We start from the raw sequence: 20,488 nt of genomic DNA on the forward strand, positions 1-20,488 counted from the left end.
ACTTTGGTTAATTATTTTAGTAAATTATAATAAATGATATGTTTTATTATAATAAAGATCTCTATTTAGGTGGAGAACGAAAGTGGTTGTAATATAATTTTTTAATTATTCACTTTTTTGCAAGATACTTTCAGTATTACAGTTTTTTATTTGAGTGTATGAATTAGAAGTATTTTACTTTCTAATTAATTTTTATATATTATGAGTTATAATTTTTTATAAAATTATTAATTTCTACTTAGTAGAGGTAGAAATTGATGAACTTATGATTGCTATGATTTCTATATAAAATGATAGTTAATTTTGTTATATGAAAATATAATAATAGCATACAGAGTTATGAAATTTATACTAGATGAATATTATTCGATTTTAGGATAAATGGTCATATGAGTTATCATAATATAGATAATTTACTTTATAATACGAAGTATAGAGCGTTTTTTTATTTCTGAAAAAGTTTTATTTGTATCTATATTATTGTTGTTATTTTTACTTTTTAAATAATCTAAGTTAGTAGTATCTGATTCTATTGCTATTGGTGCAAGGTGATAGTTTTCTTGTGATTGGTTTACAGTGCGATCTATTTTGATTGTTGTATTTTCAAAACTAGTTCCAATACCATTTTCAATAGAATAAATTGCTTGAATGGAGGTTGGAGGTAATGAAATTTTATGTATTATGCCATTAAAACAGGTATTAAAAGAAATTTTATCATTTTTTATTTCTAGATTTTCTACTGACTTTGGTGAAATATTCAGTATTATTTTCCCATGACTTGCATAAGATATTGGCACTACGACAGAAGGAAAGTTAATATTGACTAATATATGGGGTGTCATCTTATTGTCAATGAACCACTGATACCAAGCACGTAAAAGATAGGGGCGTTGATCTGTAAATTGAGATTCAATCATTATTATGTCACTTTATTGTATGTATTTGCATGGCATTCTCTTCTTCGCTGAGAGAAGAAAGAAAAGAATTATGTGTAAAGACACGGTTCATGTAATCTTTTAAGTCTTTGGAATCAGGCCTGGATATATGAATACCTATTTGAGGTAAGCGCCAAAATAGTGGAGCTAAATAACAGTCTATCAGGCTAAATTCTTCGCTCATAAAAAACGGTGAACGCGCAAAGACTGTTTTCACAGATTGTAGTTCTTCTTGGAGTTTTTTTCGTGCAGTGTCTGCCTGAGATCCCATATTATTCTGTGCTGTATGCATAAGGACGTACCAATCATGTTGAATACGATGCATGATAAGTCGGCTTTCAGCTCGCTCTACTGGATAGACTGGAAGAAGAGGTGGATGTGGAAATCGTTCATCTAAGTATTCCATAATAATCTGAGGTTGATAAAGAGTCAACTCTCGATCAATAAGTGTGGGTATAGAGAGGGGAGGGTGTAATAGAATAGAATCGTTTGTTGAGTTTCTTGTTTCAACTGGTTCAATCTTTATATTTATTCCTTTATGAGCGAGTACAATGCGAACCTGGTGACTAAAAATATCAGTAGGTCCAGAAAATAGCGTCATTGCTGCACGCTTATTAGTAATAGCGGACATGAAGTCTCCAAGGTTAATAAAAAAATTATTACTATAGTTATCTAACTTTTCTGGGTGTCTAAATATGCTAATATTATGGAACCTTTATATTTTCTTTACTAAATCATAAGATATTTGTGTTGTTAAAAACAAATATTTGTAGAAAATATGTAGTTTTCATCTTGGATTTCAGGAAGAGCTCAATATAGTTAATGTAACAGTTATGTTATTTAGTTCTCCTCAGAGTCATTTAAAATAAAAACCCGGTGATGGTTTCCGGGTTTTTATTATTTTATGGATAGAAAATTATCGTTTAGAAAATTGTGGGCGACGCCGTGCTTTACGAAGACCAACTTTTTTGCGCTCTACTTGGCGAGAATCTCGTGTGACAAATCCTGCTTTACGAAGCTCGCTGCGTAGTGATTCATCATGTTTTATTAAAGCGCGCGTAATTCCGTGACGGATTGCACCCGCTTGTCCAGAAATACCACCACCTTTAACAGTAATAAATAAGTCAAATTGATGCATCTTATCAAGTAATTTGAGAGGTTGACATACCACCATCTGAGATGTATCTCGACCAAAATAGTGCTCCAGAGAACGCTGGTTTATCACGATATGACCACTACCTTCCTTTAAAAAGACACGGGCGGAAGAGCTTTTTCGACGACCAGTTCCATATTTTTTATACTCAACCATTGTTTGTAATCCTAATTAAATGTCAAGAACTTGTGGTTTTTGTGCCGCATGGTTGTGTGTATTTCCTGCATAAACTTTTAGTTTACGATACATCTCTCGACCTAATGGTCCCTTTGGTAGCATACCTTTAACTGCAATCTCAATAACTCGTTCAGGTCGTCGTGTAATCATTTCTTCAAAAGTAATTTGTTTAATTCCACCAACATAGCCAGTATGGTGATAATAGATTTTGTTTTTCCTTTTTTTACCAGTTACAGATATATTTTTCGCATTTAAAACAATAATGTAATCACCTGTATCAACATGTGGAGTATATTCTGCTTTATGTTTACCTCTTAGTCGTCTAGCTAATTCTGTAGCTAGACGTCCTAGAATTTGATATGTTGCGTCGACTACATACCAGTCGTGTTGGGCTGATATAGGTTTAGCGGTAAAAGTTCTCATTGTAACACACACCTGAATTAATTTTATGTTAATGCGATATGAGAGTATTAATATATCGGTTGGCATTTATTCGATTGTTTTTACTAGAAAAATACTACTTTGAAACAAAGTTGGACACTAGTAAACACTTAACCTATAAGATATAATCTTATATTAACATAGATTTTATATTATATAAAATTAGATTATAAAAATCGAATCTTTTCTTCTAGTCAATCACTATATCTGAGTATGTTTTTATTCATTTAGAATTATATTCTGTGGGTGAAAAAGCCCTTATATTGTATTTTCTGAAGAAAATATGCAATCTTGAGATGCAAATTTTAGTTGTATCTTGATTTATTGTATTGAATGAAGATATCAATGTAGTGATCAATTTTATTGTATTGTTTTATATAATTCGTTTATGAGAGGTAGAAATTTTAACGATGGGACTCGAACATAGATAGTCGTTATTTTGATATTATTATAGTAATTAAATATGCAATGGTATCTTGATTGAAGATAGATATATTTATTTCCTTTTTTTTGTATAAGCGATTAAAATCTATTCCTTATATCTCTTCAGAAATCTCTTTTATTGGTATATGTTTATTACAGATGCTGATAGATCTGTATCTTGAAGAAATATTGTTCATGATTTCAATAAAGATTTTTTTTCGTATCATTCTAAGGATGTCATCTAAAGGTCGTAATTAGTGAATTGCTCTCTGTGATAATTAACGATTCTATATATTATTGTGATTTTTTCACATTTTTCTTAATTATTTTCATAATTTGATTCAATTACATGTGATAAAATGATTATTTTATAATAAGGTTTACGACGTGCGGAAGGTTTTTACTGAAGGTGAGGCAGTTTTAATAGTTGTATATTGATTACATGAATAGTCTGGAGTTAACAAGATCTGAGGTAATAATTTATAGACATAGGAGCAATGGATCTCAATTTTATATTGATTCGCAATAATTTCTATTAGGCTAATACAAATTTTATCATTTTTGTAAGTGTTGATATTTTGGAAGAACATAATAATATTAGTTTATTTTTTTTGCAGTGACCTATTACTCTTGCATGGAGTATACATAAGCCATATTATTCCTTTTTTATACAAAGTATCCAGGCTATTTATTGGTAATAATATATTTTTACGATGTGCGTTGACGTTTCGTGTGGTTATTTTCTATTTTTAAGTTTATAATTTATTTCTTTAGATCAAGACTTCATTTATATTGTCTAAATCAATAATAGTAGATTTCTGTAATTCAATAGAGGTAACCATTCTTATTACAATGCATCTGTTATATTATTTTCCAGGATATGCTTTTGGCATGATATAGTTATATTCCCTATGTCATTTAGGAAAAGTTTCCTCGCCTTTCTATATATATAAGAAGAATTTTTTTAAGTACTGATCTGTTTTTGTTTAACTGCTAGTTATTTCGATTTGTTGGATACAAATGTTTTTGTAAACCACTTTTTAGCTTAATATATATAAGTTGATTTTAAAATGAGTAAAAATTTTTATTTTTTATAGTCACGACATGTTTTGAGATTGATATATTCAGTGCTAGATATAGCATTTTTCTAAATTTTTGATGATTCATGCATGATTAAAACAATAAAATTTTTTAAAGAGGTTTTATATTGTTAGGACAAGATTCACTATCACTTAATATGTATTTTTTTATATACAAAGAAGTTAGTTAGAAATTTTATAAGTAGATATTTCTTAGATTTTTTTGTGATCTAGATTAATATTAGTCAAGTATTGAAGAATAGAAGGACTTGATTTTCTTATTGAAGATTCGGTGGAGACAAGAAGTTAAAAATTATTGTAATCTAATAGTTTCTATGTATTGAAATAATGTTGCTTATTTATTTCTATTTCGATAAGGCTGATATCTCTTCTGCGCTTAGTCTAATGAAGGGGTGGAATAATGATTAATTTTTCTAATATTTATAATGATAATGATGAGTGGAATTTTTCTATATAGCATAGAAAAAATATTGTCTATGATGATTTTTAGTCAAAATGCGTAATATTTGTATTGATCACAAAAAAATAAGATTATAGGGAGAGTAAGCAGCTAGAATATTTTAAAATATAGAAACTATAAATTAAGCATATTAAGGATAGTGTTTTTTATTATTGATCATATGTTGATTGTTAATAGAATAAATGATCTATTGTTATGAACCAAGAGGGGTAGGTATATTTACGTTAATGTATTTTAATCGGCAATTATACAATAGACTATAAGTAATCTATACTTATTATTTTAATAGATATTGATATGATTGTCGCAAATGATGTTGTAATGCAAGAGTTCTAAATTGTGTGTTTTGTATTTATTAATATTTAGTTTATTCAATAACTTATGTAGCACACAGAGAAGGTAATAATGATTGGCTCTATTGCGGTGTAATTAGGGTGTTGTTAATTATATAGTTTTTTAGTTCATTGTATTTATACACTCTCCATTTAGTTACTATTAAGGTTTTTCCTTATACTACTTAATACTATTGGATTTAGAGATTTAGTCTAGTTTTAAAAAAATAGAGTTTAGATGAATAAAGATATTACCAAAAGGATTAATGGATTATGAGTATAATGATGTGGGAGATAGCAGTTTCTGGATTAGTAATTGGAATAATTATCGGGGTTTTTGCAATGTGTTTTGGTGGTCGGAATTTGCATGAGAAAAAAAAATTAGAAGATAAATTAAAACAAAGTCAAGTTGATCTGATGAGATATCGAGAGGAGTTGCGTAATTATTTAGCACAAAGTTTACATTTATTAGACAATCTAGAGTGTGATCATAAGAAACTACATCAACATATAAAAAATGGCTCTAATGTTTTATTGTCTCATCTAGTAACTTCCAAAAGTTTATATAGATATGATTTAGCTGAATCGGAAGTAGATAAAAATCAAGTTCCTATAAATTTTCCACGAGATTATCCGGAAGAGTCTAAAAATGTATTCTCAAAGCCACCATTCTATACTCCATTAAGTAAATAGATTGGTGTGATTCACATTCCATTAGATTTTTTTATTTTATATGTTGTCTTGTTTAAACAGGTAGTTTGATTAAAAATACAATATTCTTAGAGAAGCATTCTTTTATACAAGAAAGAAAGAGATTAGTTCTTATTATTTATTTAAAGTAATAAAATTCATATGTTATGTAATAGTAATTACATTGGTTTAATTTAAATTTATTTACATTTGAGAAATCATAGTCAAAATTAACTGATGAATTCTTTCTTCTTATTACGACTAAATCCCTATTCACTAGCGTTGTTTCTATAAAATTTAATAGGTAGTACGAGTTTTTATAAATTCTTCTAGTGAATAGTATTATAATTATTTTTGAAACTATCAAATAAATTCTAATGTATACCTCTTCAGTGAGATTATTTATATTTCTATTTTTTATGTATTACTGTCAGGATAAATATTATTTTACTATATTGTCAGTATTATGAAGTAATGTTGTTTATTTAAAATAATTTCATATTTTTTTTAAATTTCTATTACAGATAGGATGACTGAATATCTAAAACCCTTTGGAGTTAGATGTTGTGTTTGGAAAGCTGAGTTTATATTTTATATGTTAAATTTCATATGGGAGTTGCTTTTCTTTTTTTCGCACAGATATTGCACTGAAATATAATTGTTACATATATTTTTACATATATGACTATGTTTGGTTTTGAAAATTATGCTTAAATGATCTATGATCATCATTATGGTTAAAGTGGTAGAAATTTTCAATACAATTGAATTTCATGGTATTAGATTATATTAATTCTTTAATATGTTACGGATGTGATATGAGACAATTTAATTGATTGAAGTGATCGAAAATACTGAAAAGGATAATAATAAGGAAAAACATTATTTATTTCAATATCAAGTCGTTTAGAGAAGATTTTTTAAAATATCAAGAGTTTTATTCTGTGACATTAATGAAAAAATCGTATTATGTATTTATGTGTATTTATTAAATATCAATGTCATTTAAATTGAACTATATAGTTCAATTTCGACGTCACCGTGAATATGACACAAACATGGTAAAATTTCACCTGGTTTAATACAAGTTAAGGGTAGCGTGTTATAGGTGACTACCCCTTTTAAGAGACGGGCTCGACAACAACCGCAATATCCTGCACGGCACTGATATTCGATATATATGTGATATGATTCTATGATGCTTAGCAGCGTATCATGTAAATTATAGTATTGTATTTCTGTTCCAGAGGGATGAAGTATAATCATGAAAGGTGTCATTAGTTATAACTGGAAATCGATAAGATCATCTGTATGTACTTCAGAGTCAATTTGACCAACTAGGTAAGAACTCACTTCTGCTTCTTGAGGTGCGACCTGGACGTTATCTGAGACTAACCAGGAATTAATCCATGGAATAGGATTAGATCGTATTTGAAATGGCTGCCGAAGTCCTACTGCATGCATGCGAATATTAGTAATATATTCAATATATTGCCAGAGAATCTCTTTATTTAAACCAATTATTGAGCCATTTTTAAATAAATACTCCGCCCACTTTTTTTCTTGCCTAACAGCCAGTAGAAAAAGATTATAGCATTCTTGTTTACATTCTGTTGCTATTTCTACCATATCTGGATCATCTAAGCCGCTATGTAGAAGGTTGAGAATATGTTGTGTACCAGTAACATGTAGAGCTTCATCACGAGCAATCAGTTTGATAATTTTTGCATTACCTTCCATAAGTTCGCGTTCAGCAAAAGCAAAAGAGCAAGCAAAGCTGACATAGAAGCGAATAGCCTCAAGTACATTTACATTCATTAGACACAGGTATAGTTGTTTTTTTAGTTTTCTTAGGTTTACTGTAATAGTTGTACTATTCGTTAATTTATGAATTCCTTCGCCTAAAAGGAGCCAGGAATGAGTCATAAAGATAAGATTATCATAATATCTAGATATATCCTTAGTTCGAGATAAAATTTCTTTGTGTGTAACAATGTCTTCAAAAATAACTGCAGGATTATTAACAATATTACGGATAATATGTGTGTACGAACGTGAATGAATGGTTTCTGAAAACGACCAGGTTTCCACCCACGTTTCTAATTCTGGAATAGATATAAGGGGTAATAAAGCGATATTTGGGCTACGTCCCTGAATCGAATCCAGTAATGTTTGGTACTTTAAGTTACTAATAAATATATGTTTTTCATGCTGAGGAAGTGACTGATAGTCAATTCGGTCTCGTGATACGTCAATTTCTTCTGGTCTCCAGAAGAAGGACAGTTGCTTTTCAATTAGTTTTTCAAAAATGTTATATTTTTGTTGATCAAATCGTGAAATATTTACTGATTGACCAAAAAACATTGGTTCTAGTAGTTGATTATTATTTTTTTGTGAAAATATTGTATAGGCCATATTTTATTCCAAAAACATTAAGTAAACATCCTTTTACAAAAGTTTTGAGTAATGGTTAAATTTTACAGGACCCGCTTTCGCACCCTTCGTCTGGATGTATTGGGATGGTTGAATCTTGAGAAGCATCTGATCCATCACGAGTGTTATGATAATATAGTGTTTTAATGCCAAATTTATAAGCAGTTAATAAGTCCTTGAGAAGTTGTTTCATTGGAATTTTACCACCTGTAAAGCGGTTTGGATCGTAATGTGTATTCGAAGAAATAGCTTGGTCAATGAACTTTTGCATGAGGCCAACTAGTTGTAAATATCCGTTGTTATCTGGTATATCCCATAGTAATTCGTATTGATGTTTTAGGCGCGTATATTCTGGTACTACTTGACGAAGTATACCATCTTTTGACGCTTTAATGCTGATATGCCCTCGAGGTGGCTCAATTCCATTGGAGGCATTAGAAATTTGTGAAGATGTTTCGGTTGGCATGAGCGCTGATAAAGTAGAGTTACGAAGACCATATTTCTTTACAGACTTTCGGAGTCCTTCCCAGTCAAGAAGGAGAGGGGTATTGCATATTGTGTCTAAATCTTTTTTGTATGTATCAATGGGCATAATTCCTTGAGAGTAGGTGGTTTCGGAAAACCATGGACAAGCACCTTTCTCAATTGCTAGCTCATTGGATGCTTTAAGAAGCCAGTACTGTATTGCCTCAAAGGCTTGATGTGTTAAGACATTGGCACTATTATCAGAATAGCGTACACTGTTTTTTGCTAAATAGTATGCATAGTTAATTACGCCAATGCCTAGAGTTCGTCGTCCCATAGCCCCTTTTCTAGCTGCTGGGATAGGGTAATCTTGATAGTCAATTAATTCATCAAGTGCACGTACAGCTAATCTTGCTAGTTCTTGAAGATCATCTAAACTGTCAATAACACCAAGATTAAATGCAGAAAGAGTGCAAAGTGCAATTTCTCCATTTTCATCGTTAATATTTTGCATTGGTTTAGTAGGGAGGGCGATCTCAAGACATAAGTTAGATTGACGAATAGGTGCAAGAACAGGATTAAATGGACTATGAGTATTACAATGATCAACATTTTGAATATAAATCCGACCAGTTGACGCGCGCTCTTGCATCATTAAGGAAAATAAAGTAATAGCTTTTATTTTTTGTTTATAAATACTTGGGTCTTGTTCATATTGTGTGTATAGTCGCTCAAACTCTTCTTGGTTTGCAAAAAACGCATCATATAGACCAGGTACATCTGATGTACTAAATAGAGTGATATCTTCTCCTTTCAGCAATCGTTGGTACATCATTTTATTTAATTGTACACCATAATCCATGTGTCGGACTCGATTGCCTTCGACACCGCGGTTATTTTTTAATACTAGAAGACTTTCAATTTCTCTGTGCCATAGAGGAAAGAATAAGGTAGCAGCTCCTCCACGAACACCTCCTTGAGAGCAGGATTTTACCGCGCTTTGAAAATGTTTATAAAAAGGAATGCAACCAGTATGAAAGGCTTCACCGCCGCGAATCGGACTTCCTAAAGCACGAATACGACCAGCATTAATACCAATACCAGCGCGTTGAGAGACATATTTAACAATTGCACTGGAGGTGGCGTTAATTGAATCAAGACTATCACCACATTCAATTAGTACACAGGAACTAAATTGACGCGTTGGTGTTCGAACTCCCGACATAATAGGTGTAGGCAAGGAGATTTTAAAAGTTGAAATTGCATCATAAAATCGTTTGATATAGTTAAGACGAGTTGTGGTTGGATAATTAGAAAATAGACATGCAGACACTAAGATATATAGAAACTGAGCGCTTTCGTAGATATCACCAGTCACACGGTTTTGCACTAGATATTTTCCCTCTAGCTGTTTGACCGCGGCGTAGGAGAAATTCATATCTCTCCAGTGATCAATAAAACTATCCATTTTTTCAAATTCTTCAGTACTATAATCCGTTATGAGGTGTTTATCGTATTTCCCCATAGCTACCATTCGTGTAACTTGATTTATAAGTGTGGGGGGCTTAAATTGTCCATAAGCTTTTTTTCTTAAATGAAATATAGCTAATCGCGCAGCCATATATTGATAATCAGGTGCATCTCTTGAGATTAAGTCGGCTGCTGACTTGATAATAGTTTCATGAATATCAAACGTTCGAATGCCTTCATAGAATTGAATACGCGAACAAAGTTCCACTTGTGAAACGGAGACGTTTTTTAGACCTTTGGCTGCCCAGTTGAGTACACGGTGTATTTTCTCGAGATCGATGCATTCAGCGCGGCCATTGCGTTTAGTGACAAATAGACTTTGATTCATGTCAATTTTTACCTGTTTTAATAAATAATCCCCGTGTTTTGATATATATCTTTTGTATTTAATTCTATATATCAACACGAATATAGCTGTAGGGTAAATGGTAATAATACATGTATTATTCTATCGGTTTCTATCTAGTTAATAAATTGTGATTTCAGGAGCGCACAGAAGCATATAATGTATTTGTTTCTAAGTTCATGTTTCTCTTTTTTCAGTGATGCCAGAAAGTAAACAATTTTTATTTTATTCTTCCATGCGGGTTTCTTTTTTGGATTTGAAGGGGTTGATTGTTAACTGAATGAGAATTTATTACTTATCTAATCTATAATAGAAAAATGATTCAATCATACTGATATTCTTAAGTTTTCCTTCAAAACAGTCTAATAAATAAATTTATTTTTTTTATTTGTTGTTTTATATGATTTTAAATTTCTTGTATTAGTTATTAACAAGATACATAAAGATTTTCATCATTTTGGTTATTTTAATAGAAGAGGTTAACAATCTATTTTAAGATTATAGAGTGTATTATTTTTCATAATATTTTATTTTTTATTGCTCCAACTTATAAGTTTTTTCATATTAAGTTGTGACTTATATAGATATTATATAAGTAATATATTAGGTTTCTATTTATAGAAAATAGAGAGATATCATTCTTATTCTGAACTAGGATGTATAAGAATCAACATATATTTTTATCGTTTTGGGGGGTATGTGACTAACCCGAATAGGTTAGTATATCAAATTCAGATACGTCTGTGTGAGTAGTGATTTTGTTTGTCATAAGTTATTAGGTATAATTTGATGACCTGCGTATTTTCATTTTTAGATAGAATTAATGTTATATAATTACAATAATGTTTATTTGCAATATGATCAATATTGTTTGTAATGACCTTTATGTTATAACTAGGTTTGATGTGTTCGTGATATACATTATGGATGTTTTTATGATGATCTTAATTGCTTAAGGATATGAGTAATACAAGATTTATTTAAAATAAAGTAAATTGATATTTCATCTTTTCTTTAGATGTTTACTAATTTGTATTATTGCTTGATAGAATATCTATATATAATAGTTCAATCACATAGAGATGCTATTGTCATCAAATTTGTACAGATGAGATTAATTCATAAGAGATCACATTAGTATTTATATAAGTCTGATAAAAAATTTTAATTTTACATTTAGTGAAAAATGTGTATTTATAGATTAAAAAATTATAGAGCTGAGTTATGACTTATCACGGGAGAGAAGCAAGTACGCTAGTTAGAGAATTACACTTCTTACACTAGTTAGAGATCTGGATGAATATGGATTTAGTTATATGTTACGTGTTCTAATGAACAATCAGATATTAATAATAATTGAACCATATAGATTGGTTAAAATATTTATGAAGATCCATGTATGATGCAGAAATAGACTTTAATCATGTATTGAATTTTTTTAAAATAGATTACTTGAGTAGAAAACTATAAAAATTGATTGAGGCATTTATTTTCTCATTCTTTAAAAGCAAATAGAAGATGATTTTAGTCGCAGTAAATAATCACAAGAAGGGTTTAGCAAATCTTTGAAAATGGATTACAGATTTTAAGTTATATTAATATTGTAAGTATAAAAATGTATTATCTATTTTATATATTTTAGAGCCTATATGTTATTGATAGTATCTGATACTATTAATTACTTTTTGTATCAAAATTATTGTTTTACTAAATAGTTAATTAGAAATCCTAATGTTTTTTTTATTTCTATTTTAATAGACTTATGTTTAAGGCTTCTTTAATAAGAAATCTTAAACATAAGAGATAGTGGATAATTATTTAGTCCACTTAGTATGGAAAAGTCCTTCTTTATCAATACGTTTGTAAGTATGTGATCCGAAATAGTCGCGTTGTGCTTGGATTAAATTTGCAGGTAGATTTTCTGAACGATAACTATCATAGTAGGAAATAGCAGAAGAAAATGTTGGCACCGGTATTCCGTTTTGTACTGCATAAGAGGTGATTCTTCTTAAATCCGTTTGGTATTGAGACGCGATATTACTGAAGTAAGGTGTTAATAATAAATTAATCAGATCTGGGTCAAAAGTATAGGATTGAGTGATTTGTTCTAGAAATTGAGAGCGAATAATACAACCGGCACGGAATATTTTAGAAATTTCTCCATATTTAAGATTCCATTGATATTTTTTTGATGCAGCTTTTAATTGAGCAAAACCTTGTGAGTAAGAAATGATTTTGCCAAGGTATAGTGCGCGACGTATTTGTTCAATGAATTTTTTTTCATCACCCCTAAATATTTTACATCTAGGGCCAGATAGAATTCTAGATGCTTTTATTCGTATGGTCTTGAGTGATGACATATAGCGAGCGAATACTGATTGGGTAATTAATGAAAGAGGTTCATTAAGATCTAATGCGCTTTGACTAGCCCATTGTCCTGTTCCTTTATGTTCAGCTTTGTCTAAGATTAAGTCAATTAGATAGTTTCCTTCTATATTTTTTTGAGTAAATATTTTTGCTGTAATGTCAATTAAGTAGCTGTTTAGTTCTCCCTCATTCCATTTTTTAAAAATTTGTGCAATAATATCATTATTTAGCTGTAATGCGTGTTTTAAAAGAAAATAGGCTTCAGAGATTAGTTGCATATCGCCATATTCAATACCATTGTGTATCATTTTAACATAATGACCAGAACCGTTTGGTCCTATGTAAGAAATACAGGCTTCGCCTTGCGATACTGCTGCAATTTTACTAAATATTGGAGCAATGAGTTCATATGCGTCTTTTTGGCCTCCAGGCATAAAAGACGGACCTTTTAGAGCTCCTTCTTCGCCACCTGAAACACCAGTTCCTATGAAATTTAATCCATGGTTAGATAACTCTTTATTGCGACGTATAGTATCTTTATAGTAAGAATTTCCACCATCAATTAAGATGTCTCCGTGTTCAAGATATTGTGTAATGGTCGATATTGTTTCATCAGTGCCTTGACCCGATTTTACCATTAGTAAAATACGACGTGGTTTTTCTAATGAATTTACAAATTCTTTAATTTGATAAAATGGAATGAGATTTTTATCGGGGTTTTCTGTAAGAATTTCGTTAGTTTTTGCAGTAGTACGATTGAATATAGAAACTGAATAGCCTCGGTTTTCTAGATTGAGAGCCAGATTACGCCCCATTACAGCCATACCTACAATACCGATTTGTTGCTTTGGCATTCTATTTTCCTCTAAATGCAATAATTTCTGGATTGGACCTCGCGGATGCAAATTTATATAACTGATATTTTATATATAATCTCGGTGGGGTGTTATTAGACTGCTTATCTATATATACAGGTGAATGGTAAGATACCAAGTTATAGTTATTTTCAGTTAATAATATGTATTACTGTAGATTTTTTAGAGAGATATATATAAAGCTATTATAGTTAAAAAGAGATGATCACGCTTTGGTTAGAATAGATGATCACTTTAATGAATTATTATAGTCATTGAAGATGATTATTTTTAATATGGTCGATGTCGATTTAATAGAAATTTTTTCCTATTTTTTTATCATAGGGTCAGATATGGATTTATTGTTCTCATGACCAATGATTCTATCATATCATAATGTATTTTATATTATACATGTGGTTTTGTGGTTTTGAATAGTAATGATTCTTATTTAAATTGAGTTTTATAATATAAAATTCTATATATATTATATAAATATAGCTATTAGTCTGTATAATCAATTCTTGTATTTTTCTTTAAGAAGGATAATGCAATAAAGATATATAAATCTATTTAATGCAATTTTTAATGTGTAATCAAGATCGTTTGTTATGTGATTTTTGGTTGATTTTAGGAGTACAATTCATATTGTAGATTAGTTGTGTGATATTATAATCTGGTAATTTCTATGTTAGAGGCAAGATAGGGGGCGTAAGTTAGAATAAGTTATATCATGTTATTGGTTATGATTAATTAAGAATGGTTGGTTTATATATTTTCCTTGAGTGCCTAAGTATTCTCTAATTTAATTATATTATTATTTTTTGCGTACTTAAGATTAGCGCTTAATATCCACAGTAGACATGGCGAGCTTTTATCACTCAACATTATTATTGAGAAGACATAGATTGAATTATACTGGTGTGATCTTTACTCTTAAGCACTCTATAATTGTTAGATGACGCGACAGCTTAGATGCTTATCATTGCGAGAGAGGTTGATAGAGAGATAGAAAAAGGGACGCCTGGCATTAATATTTATTATGTCGACTTAATTGAGATATTATCTTTTTTATAGTGACAATATTTAGAAAAGATGTATAGAATTTTTTTTATATAAGTATTTGACTGAGTTACATCTTTTAATGATAGAAATTCAGAAATTAAGAAGTAGAATGAGCTATAATATTGTTATAGCCAATATAGATATATGAAAGTTAATTAAAAATTGTTATCTATATTATTTTATTATTTTAATTTAACTACTTGATGCCTTCTTCATCTAGATTATGGAGTTATTACTATTACTACTAATAATGTTAATTATTAGTATGTTAGAAAATTTTGTCTAATGTGTAATGATGGAGTTATAAATCTTATTCTGTATATTTTTTATTTGAGTGATATTTACATTATTTTAATAGAAATAAGAGCTTACTAGAGGTTCTCTAATGATATGGTCTTATCTATTGATCGAATTTTTCTAAAGAAGTTAGATACTAGAGGAAGGAATAGTGACTGTTAATTATCATTATGGATAATATGATTATTATATTTAAGTATTTTTATTTTTTTATTTTTTCTATTTTGTATTAAAAAATTATGTTTGATATACATTAGTAAGTGCTTTGAATGCGGACGCGGGAAGGAGTGACTCAACATTACCACCGTTTTGTGCTATTTCTTTGATTAATGAAGAAGAGAGGTAAGTAGATTCTTCTGTAGCCATAAGGAATATAATTTCTAATGTAGGGTTTAAATATTTATTCATGTGATATCTTTTCGTTTCGTTTTCAAAGTCTTCTACGTTGCGCAGCCCCCGAATAAGTACGTTAGTTTTTTGCTCTTGAGCTAGGTGTATTAATAAACCACTAAACCGAATTATTTCTACATTTTTTAAATGTGCAACTGCTTCTTTGGCACATTCTACGCGTTTTTCAATAGAAAACATTGGATTTTTACTGGGATTGGTGGTAATGGCAAGGATTATTTTGCTAAATATCAGTGTTGCACGTGTGATAATGCTTATATGTCCATTAGTTATTGGATCAAATGTTCCAGGATATATTGCTTTATTGCTCATGGATTTTTTTCTTTGTAGAGCGATTTAGGGTCCATAATATTGTATATTTATTAAAAGTATACTGAGAATTTACTATGGCTAATATCCATCCTTGTGTACCATCTAGAAAACTTGCACGTATTAATAATGTTTGCATAAAAGTCCATATAGTGTTTAATAAAATACGTATGACATCACTATGTTTTCCATCCTGATTACTCTGTATAGCCCACGCTTTGGCATGGGCTAATTGTTTCAATTGAAAAGAAAAAAAATCACTACCGGTGATATGCAACAGGTCTCCATATAGTAATTTAATTTTGGTTTTTGGTGCGCATAAGGCTTCATGTACTAGATTGCTGTTATATTGAAAATGACGTGGATATAGACGTATTACTCGATCTGGATACCAGCCCCCATGGCGCATAAATCGTCCTAGAAACAGGTTAGAGCGTGAGACAAGATAGACTGTGTCTGTTTCTGGTTCTTTTAGTACGTTTTGGATTGAATTTTTTAAATTATTTGTCACGCGCTCATCACTGTCAATCATTAAAATCATAGAATGGTGTGCATAGCTCTGCGCTATTTGTCTTTGTTTGCCATAACCATTCCATGAATTAGTTGTGTAAACGATTGCTCCATATTGACAAGCGATGTTTTGAGTTTGGTCAGTACTGTTAAAGTCAAGTACAACAATTTCATCTGCCCAATTAACTGATTCTAGGCATTCAGGAAGAAATGCAGCTGAGTTTCTAGTGATTATGACTACGGAAATTTTTTGTCGTATTTTCATAGTAATTGTGTTGTGGGGGGAGAAATGGTTGAAGTATATGTAGTAGTTGTTCTCGAGTCCCTTGGTGATTTTGTAATACGCGTTGTGCTTGAGAGCCATAATAAACGCGTAAATTTTTATGGAGAAGCAGCATAATAATTGATTTAGTTAAGGAGTTAGCACTAGTCACTGTAATAAGACCATTATTTTTCTTAATGCTTTCACAAATATTTTTAAAGTTGAAAGTGTAGGGTCCCATGAGTATTGGAATAGCATGTGATGCAGGTTCTAAGGGATTATGACCACCATGTTGTACTAAGCTTCCACCAACAAACGCTAAATCGGCAATGCCATATAGCAACATAAGTTCACCTATTGTATCAACAATTACCATCTGAATGTTAGAAGAAGGAACTAAATTGCTACTACGCAGTATATAATTTAAGTTATATTTTTTCGTTAAATAACATATTTTTTGGCAACGTGAAGGATGGCGAGGTGCTAAAATTAATAATAGGTCAGGAAAGTCTTCTAATAGTTTCTGATGTGTCTCTAAGATAATCTTTTCTTCTCCATGATGGGTGCTGGCTGCAATCCATGTCGGTCGACTAAATGTCCATTGATGACGAAGCCTGTTAGATTTTTTTTTCATTTCTGATGTGACAGAAATGTCGAATTTTAGGCTTCCAGCGATTATTATTTTAGTTTTGTCTGCTCCAAGTTTAATAAAACGCTCTCTATCTTCATGAGATTGTGCTGCGATTAAGGCGATGCGCTGAAGTAAAGGTTTCATAAATATACTAATTCTTTTATAAGAACAGGCAGAGCGTTCTGATAATCTAGCATTAACTATTATTAATGGAATATTTTGATTGTATAAAAGAGAAATCATATTAGGCCATAGCTCTTTTTCCATGATAATAACTAATTTAGGGCATGTTTGTTTGAAAAAACGCTTCATGGATCCAGGTAGGTCATATGGTAGGTATGCATGATGTATGCTACGATCTGCCATGGTGCGAGCCAGTTCTGACCCTGTAGGTGTCATAGTGGTCAAAATAATAGGTATATTGGGGTAATTATCACGAAGGGATTGAATGAGAGGTAGTATTGCTAATGTTTCTCCCACTGAAACAGCATGTAGATGTATTCCATGTGGTTGAATTTTTTTAATAGAAAACCCATAACGTTCAGGCCAGCGCTCTCGGTATCTAATGTTTTTGTAACTGAGACACCAGAGGCGCAACCAGATTATAGGTTGCAATAGATATAGTAACATTGTGTAAAGAAAAAGCATAATTTTATTTTTTTTATACAAAAAAAGAGCACAATCTAAGAATGTTTGATCATTTAAGAAATATTGAATTAGGTAAACAACGATATAGAAATATTGAATATTCTCGTTTTGTCATGTGTATTATGAATATCTAAGTTAAAATAATCTACTATTTACGCATAGTGACAGATTTATAAAGAGTTTGCAAGGTAGAATGTGGTAAAGATGAGAAAGCAGACTGAGTTAATATAAAACAATTGATTTAATTTAATGTTTGTGCTTACTCATTTCTATGAAGCATATAGTTTGTTTCTTATATATTACGATATTCAAAGTTATAGTATTTCTATCTGATATTTTCATGATAACTATGATTTTTTATTATTACGTCTCTTTTCCAATTAATATAGTGACTTATGATGTTGTTGTTGGTTTTAGATAGATATAATATATGTCTTGAGAGGTATCATAGTGGTGCACTTATGGGCTAAAAATATTATTGGTTACATATAACATGTATCATTTAGTATAATAGTCACGGATAATTAATAACACTTTATATCTATATTCATTTTACATGGATCTCTTATACTTCATAAGTTATGACAACATAAGTTATTACAACGATAAGAATATAACGAATTCTTTATATTGTATATTTTAATAATAAATATATTGAATAAAAAATTTTTTATTGTATTTGGGTAAGTACATGTATATTATATCTGATTTTTAACCTTATTTTTTTTATTCTTATTTATTCTAATAAACCGTTTTTTATTACTAGCATGAGTCTATATGTAAGTCGAAGATTTTTTAGACTAAATAAGTTGAACAGTTGGATTTTACTGTGTGATATGTGTTGAGAAAAATACTATGAATATTAGGGTGTATGAAGATTGTAGTATATTAGTTGTTATTATTCTTTCTACTATGGCGCTGAGAATTTATTAGTAATTAGAAGAATTAGGTCAGATAAAAATTTTAGTATGGATACTATATTTAGTATGGATACTATATTTAGTATGGATACTATATTATAGTTTATAAATATTTAGTTTTAATAACTAACAAAAGTATTTGTAATATTACTAATATTTTTAGGGGAAAGGTTTTGGCTTAAAAATGTCATAGAAATGCAAATAAATTTTTTTTAGTCTTTGTACAAGATGCGTTCATGGCATAGTGTGTTCTTATAGAATGAAAAAAGAAGCTACAATTAACCAACAAGAGGATAGTTATTTAGTATAAGAGGATAATTATTTAGCATATAGTATGAATTGGATGAATTAAAAGTATCATGTTACTTATTTTATTTTTTTTGTAAGGATCGGAAGATCATTAATTAATATTAAATTTTTTAATTTTTAAAGTTAAGTATTGATTAGGTATTTAATCATACGTAAAATTTTTATCATTTAAGGTATACGTATTTTTTCTACAATAAATCTACGATAAAATTTAATTTTATTTTACCGGTTAGATGATATGAATGATTTTTTAACGTAGGATATCGTAAGAAAACAGAATTATTATTTATTGTATTGATTATTACGTGGTAATTAAGATATATCGTTTATATAGAAACATAATATAGATGTGTAAGTGATATATCTCTACATATACATTATTTTTTAACTTTATATTTAAGGTAAGGATAAGTTGTATAGGCTAGGTATTATAGTTTTTTTATAACTGGGTAAGATATTGACTAATTCTTCTTAGATGTAATGAATGTTTTAGTTGTTACTGCAATAATCTTGACTTAGTGCATCATGAAGAATCGTTAACTATTTTAATAACTAGAGTGTATTTTTATTACACTTGATTTGAAGATATATAAGATAATGTCAATTAATTTAGTGGTATATTAGCATGATGTGTCTCATTTTTTTATTTTAACTCGTGTGTTTAATGATTAATAAGATGAGGTTTTTTGATTTTTTCGGCACGAGAGGATTTGAACCTCTGACCACCGACACCCCATGACGGTGCGCTACCAAGCTGCGCCACGTGCCGAAGTGTTATTTTACTTTTCACACAATTTAAATGCAAATAATTTAAATAAGATTCCTTAATGCAATGTTCTTATAATTTAGAAAAAATGAGGGTTTGAATGTAATTCCTGTATATAAGGGGGCGTGATATACTTGGGGTATACTAAGAAAAGTAGCGTTATATGAATAACATGAGGATATAAATGATTCTTTAAACGATCGTATGATATGAGAAATTTTTATTCATCTATCATTAATTTTCTATCGTATGTCTGTAGTTTATGCATTAAGAATACAGCGGGCTGTGGACAGATGAAACTATTTTTAAAAAATTAATATTTATATATTTTTCTAGTTTGAAAACACGAAACTAATAGTATGTTTTTTAGTTTTTTTTGATAAGACCGGGGTTCTCTAATGATAGACAGAATGTATGAATTTAGGGTTAGAAAATATCCATTAATCTATTAAATAATATATTTTTATTGGTCTCTTGTATATTTTGGATGTATAAATTCAGATTATGCAGAAGGTTTTTTAAAGTAATAAACATATCTTATGTATGTTTCAGTAGAATATGTTAATGATATTAAGATTTATCATAATATGAGATGAGGTAATTTTTTTAAGAATAAACATGTATTAGTAAATTACTAAGCCTGGAAATGATATGCAA

Annotated in this window: 12 protein-coding genes and 1 tRNA gene; 1 reads left to right on the plus strand and 12 read right to left on the minus strand. The window is 29.8% G+C overall.

From position 1 onward, the window contains the following. Nucleotides 1–413 precede the first annotated feature (413 nt). The 4 genes from HACICURV3402_RS00720 to rplM form a co-directional block, all read right to left on the minus strand. Complete coding sequence (locus tag HACICURV3402_RS00720; RefSeq protein WP_157992466.1) at nt 414–917, minus strand: stringent starvation protein B; 504 nt, start codon at nt 915–917, stop codon at nt 414–416. 7 nt (nt 918–924) lie between these two features. Beyond that, entirely contained in the window at nt 925–1,566 is a 642-nt protein-coding gene (locus tag HACICURV3402_RS00725) for a glutathione binding-like protein (RefSeq protein ID WP_157992467.1), read from the minus strand. A 285-nt stretch (nt 1,567–1,851) separates the two neighbouring features. After that, nucleotides 1,852–2,244: a 30S ribosomal protein S9 gene (rpsI, locus tag HACICURV3402_RS00730; protein WP_157992468.1), complete on the minus strand. Its 393-nt coding sequence runs from the start codon at nt 2,242–2,244 to the stop codon at nt 1,852–1,854. 15 nt (nt 2,245–2,259) lie between these two features. Beyond that, on the minus strand, nt 2,260–2,688 hold the full coding sequence (rplM, locus tag HACICURV3402_RS00735; protein ID WP_157992469.1) for a 50S ribosomal protein L13: 429 nt from the start codon (nt 2,686–2,688) through the stop codon (nt 2,260–2,262). 2,606 nt (nt 2,689–5,294) lie between these two features. Here rplM and HACICURV3402_RS00740 point away from each other — a divergent pair. Next, nucleotides 5,295–5,714, plus strand: a complete 420-nt coding sequence (locus HACICURV3402_RS00740) for a ZapG family protein (protein WP_157992470.1) — start codon at nt 5,295–5,297, stop codon at nt 5,712–5,714. Nucleotides 5,715–6,716: 1,002 nt separating this feature from the next. Here HACICURV3402_RS00740 and yfaE read toward each other — a convergent pair. The 8 genes from yfaE to HACICURV3402_RS00780 all read right to left on the minus strand — a co-directional run bounded on the left by yfaE (nt 6,717) and on the right by HACICURV3402_RS00780 (nt 19,834). Further along, the gene (gene yfaE, locus HACICURV3402_RS00745; protein ID WP_232037510.1) at nt 6,717–6,977 is read right to left on the minus strand and encodes a class I ribonucleotide reductase maintenance protein YfaE; all 261 of its coding nucleotides are present in this window, start codon (nt 6,975–6,977) and stop codon (nt 6,717–6,719) included. A gap of 15 nt (nt 6,978–6,992) precedes the next feature. Continuing rightward, complete coding sequence (nrdB, locus tag HACICURV3402_RS00750; protein WP_157992472.1) at nt 6,993–8,126, minus strand: class Ia ribonucleoside-diphosphate reductase subunit beta; 1,134 nt, start codon at nt 8,124–8,126, stop codon at nt 6,993–6,995. Between the two features lie 55 nt (nt 8,127–8,181). Then, nucleotides 8,182–10,467, minus strand: a complete 2,286-nt coding sequence (gene nrdA, locus HACICURV3402_RS00755; protein WP_157992473.1) for a class 1a ribonucleoside-diphosphate reductase subunit alpha — start codon at nt 10,465–10,467, stop codon at nt 8,182–8,184. 1,832 nt (nt 10,468–12,299) lie between these two features. Beyond that, nucleotides 12,300–13,706 (minus strand): NADP-dependent phosphogluconate dehydrogenase, encoded by a 1,407-nt coding sequence (gene gndA, locus HACICURV3402_RS00760; RefSeq protein WP_157992474.1) that lies wholly within the window; start codon nt 13,704–13,706, stop codon nt 12,300–12,302. 1,599 nt (nt 13,707–15,305) lie between these two features. Next, the gene (gene coaD, locus HACICURV3402_RS00765) at nt 15,306–15,788 is read right to left on the minus strand and encodes a pantetheine-phosphate adenylyltransferase (RefSeq protein WP_157992475.1); all 483 of its coding nucleotides are present in this window, start codon (nt 15,786–15,788) and stop codon (nt 15,306–15,308) included. Then, a complete protein-coding gene (locus HACICURV3402_RS00770; RefSeq protein ID WP_157992476.1) occupies nt 15,778–16,560 on the minus strand; it encodes a glycosyltransferase family 2 protein in 783 nt (260 codons plus the stop codon). The genes coaD and HACICURV3402_RS00770 overlap by 11 nt, the downstream gene beginning before the upstream one ends. Then, nucleotides 16,520–17,839 (minus strand): lipid IV(A) 3-deoxy-D-manno-octulosonic acid transferase, encoded by a 1,320-nt coding sequence (gene waaA, locus HACICURV3402_RS00775; RefSeq protein ID WP_174232565.1) that lies wholly within the window; start codon nt 17,837–17,839, stop codon nt 16,520–16,522. The genes HACICURV3402_RS00770 and waaA overlap by 41 nt, the downstream gene beginning before the upstream one ends. A 1,921-nt stretch (nt 17,840–19,760) precedes the next feature. Beyond that, a tRNA-Pro gene (locus HACICURV3402_RS00780) sits at nt 19,761–19,834 on the minus strand. Between the last annotated feature and the right edge of the window lie 654 nt (nt 19,835–20,488).

The sequence above is a fragment of the Candidatus Erwinia haradaeae genome, assembly GCF_900698925.1.
Classification (GTDB): Bacteria; Pseudomonadota; Gammaproteobacteria; order Enterobacterales; family Enterobacteriaceae; genus Erwinia_E; species Erwinia_E haradaeae_I.

Excerpts from the sequence above, each read along its gene's own strand:
- HACICURV3402_RS00720 (WP_157992466.1), bottom strand. The coding sequence starts at position 917 with ATGATTGAATCTCAATTTACAGATCAACGCCCCTATCTTTTACGTGCT.
- HACICURV3402_RS00725 (WP_157992467.1), bottom strand. The coding sequence starts at position 1,566 with ATGTCCGCTATTACTAATAAGCGTGCAGCAATGACGCTATTTTCTGGA.
- rpsI (WP_157992468.1), bottom strand. The coding sequence starts at position 2,244 with ATGGTTGAGTATAAAAAATATGGAACTGGTCGTCGAAAAAGCTCTTCC.
- rplM (WP_157992469.1), bottom strand. The coding sequence starts at position 2,688 with ATGAGAACTTTTACCGCTAAACCTATATCAGCCCAACACGACTGGTAT.
- HACICURV3402_RS00740 (WP_157992470.1), top strand. The coding sequence starts at position 5,295 with ATGAGTATAATGATGTGGGAGATAGCAGTTTCTGGATTAGTAATTGGA.
- yfaE (WP_232037510.1), bottom strand. The coding sequence starts at position 6,977 with ATGATTATACTTCATCCCTCTGGAACAGAAATACAATACTATAATTTA.
- nrdB (WP_157992472.1), bottom strand. The coding sequence starts at position 8,126 with ATGGCCTATACAATATTTTCACAAAAAAATAATAATCAACTACTAGAA.
- nrdA (WP_157992473.1), bottom strand. The coding sequence starts at position 10,467 with ATGAATCAAAGTCTATTTGTCACTAAACGCAATGGCCGCGCTGAATGC.
- gndA (WP_157992474.1), bottom strand. The coding sequence starts at position 13,706 with ATGCCAAAGCAACAAATCGGTATTGTAGGTATGGCTGTAATGGGGCGT.
- coaD (WP_157992475.1), bottom strand. The coding sequence starts at position 15,788 with ATGAGCAATAAAGCAATATATCCTGGAACATTTGATCCAATAACTAAT.
- HACICURV3402_RS00770 (WP_157992476.1), bottom strand. The coding sequence starts at position 16,560 with ATGAAAATACGACAAAAAATTTCCGTAGTCATAATCACTAGAAACTCA.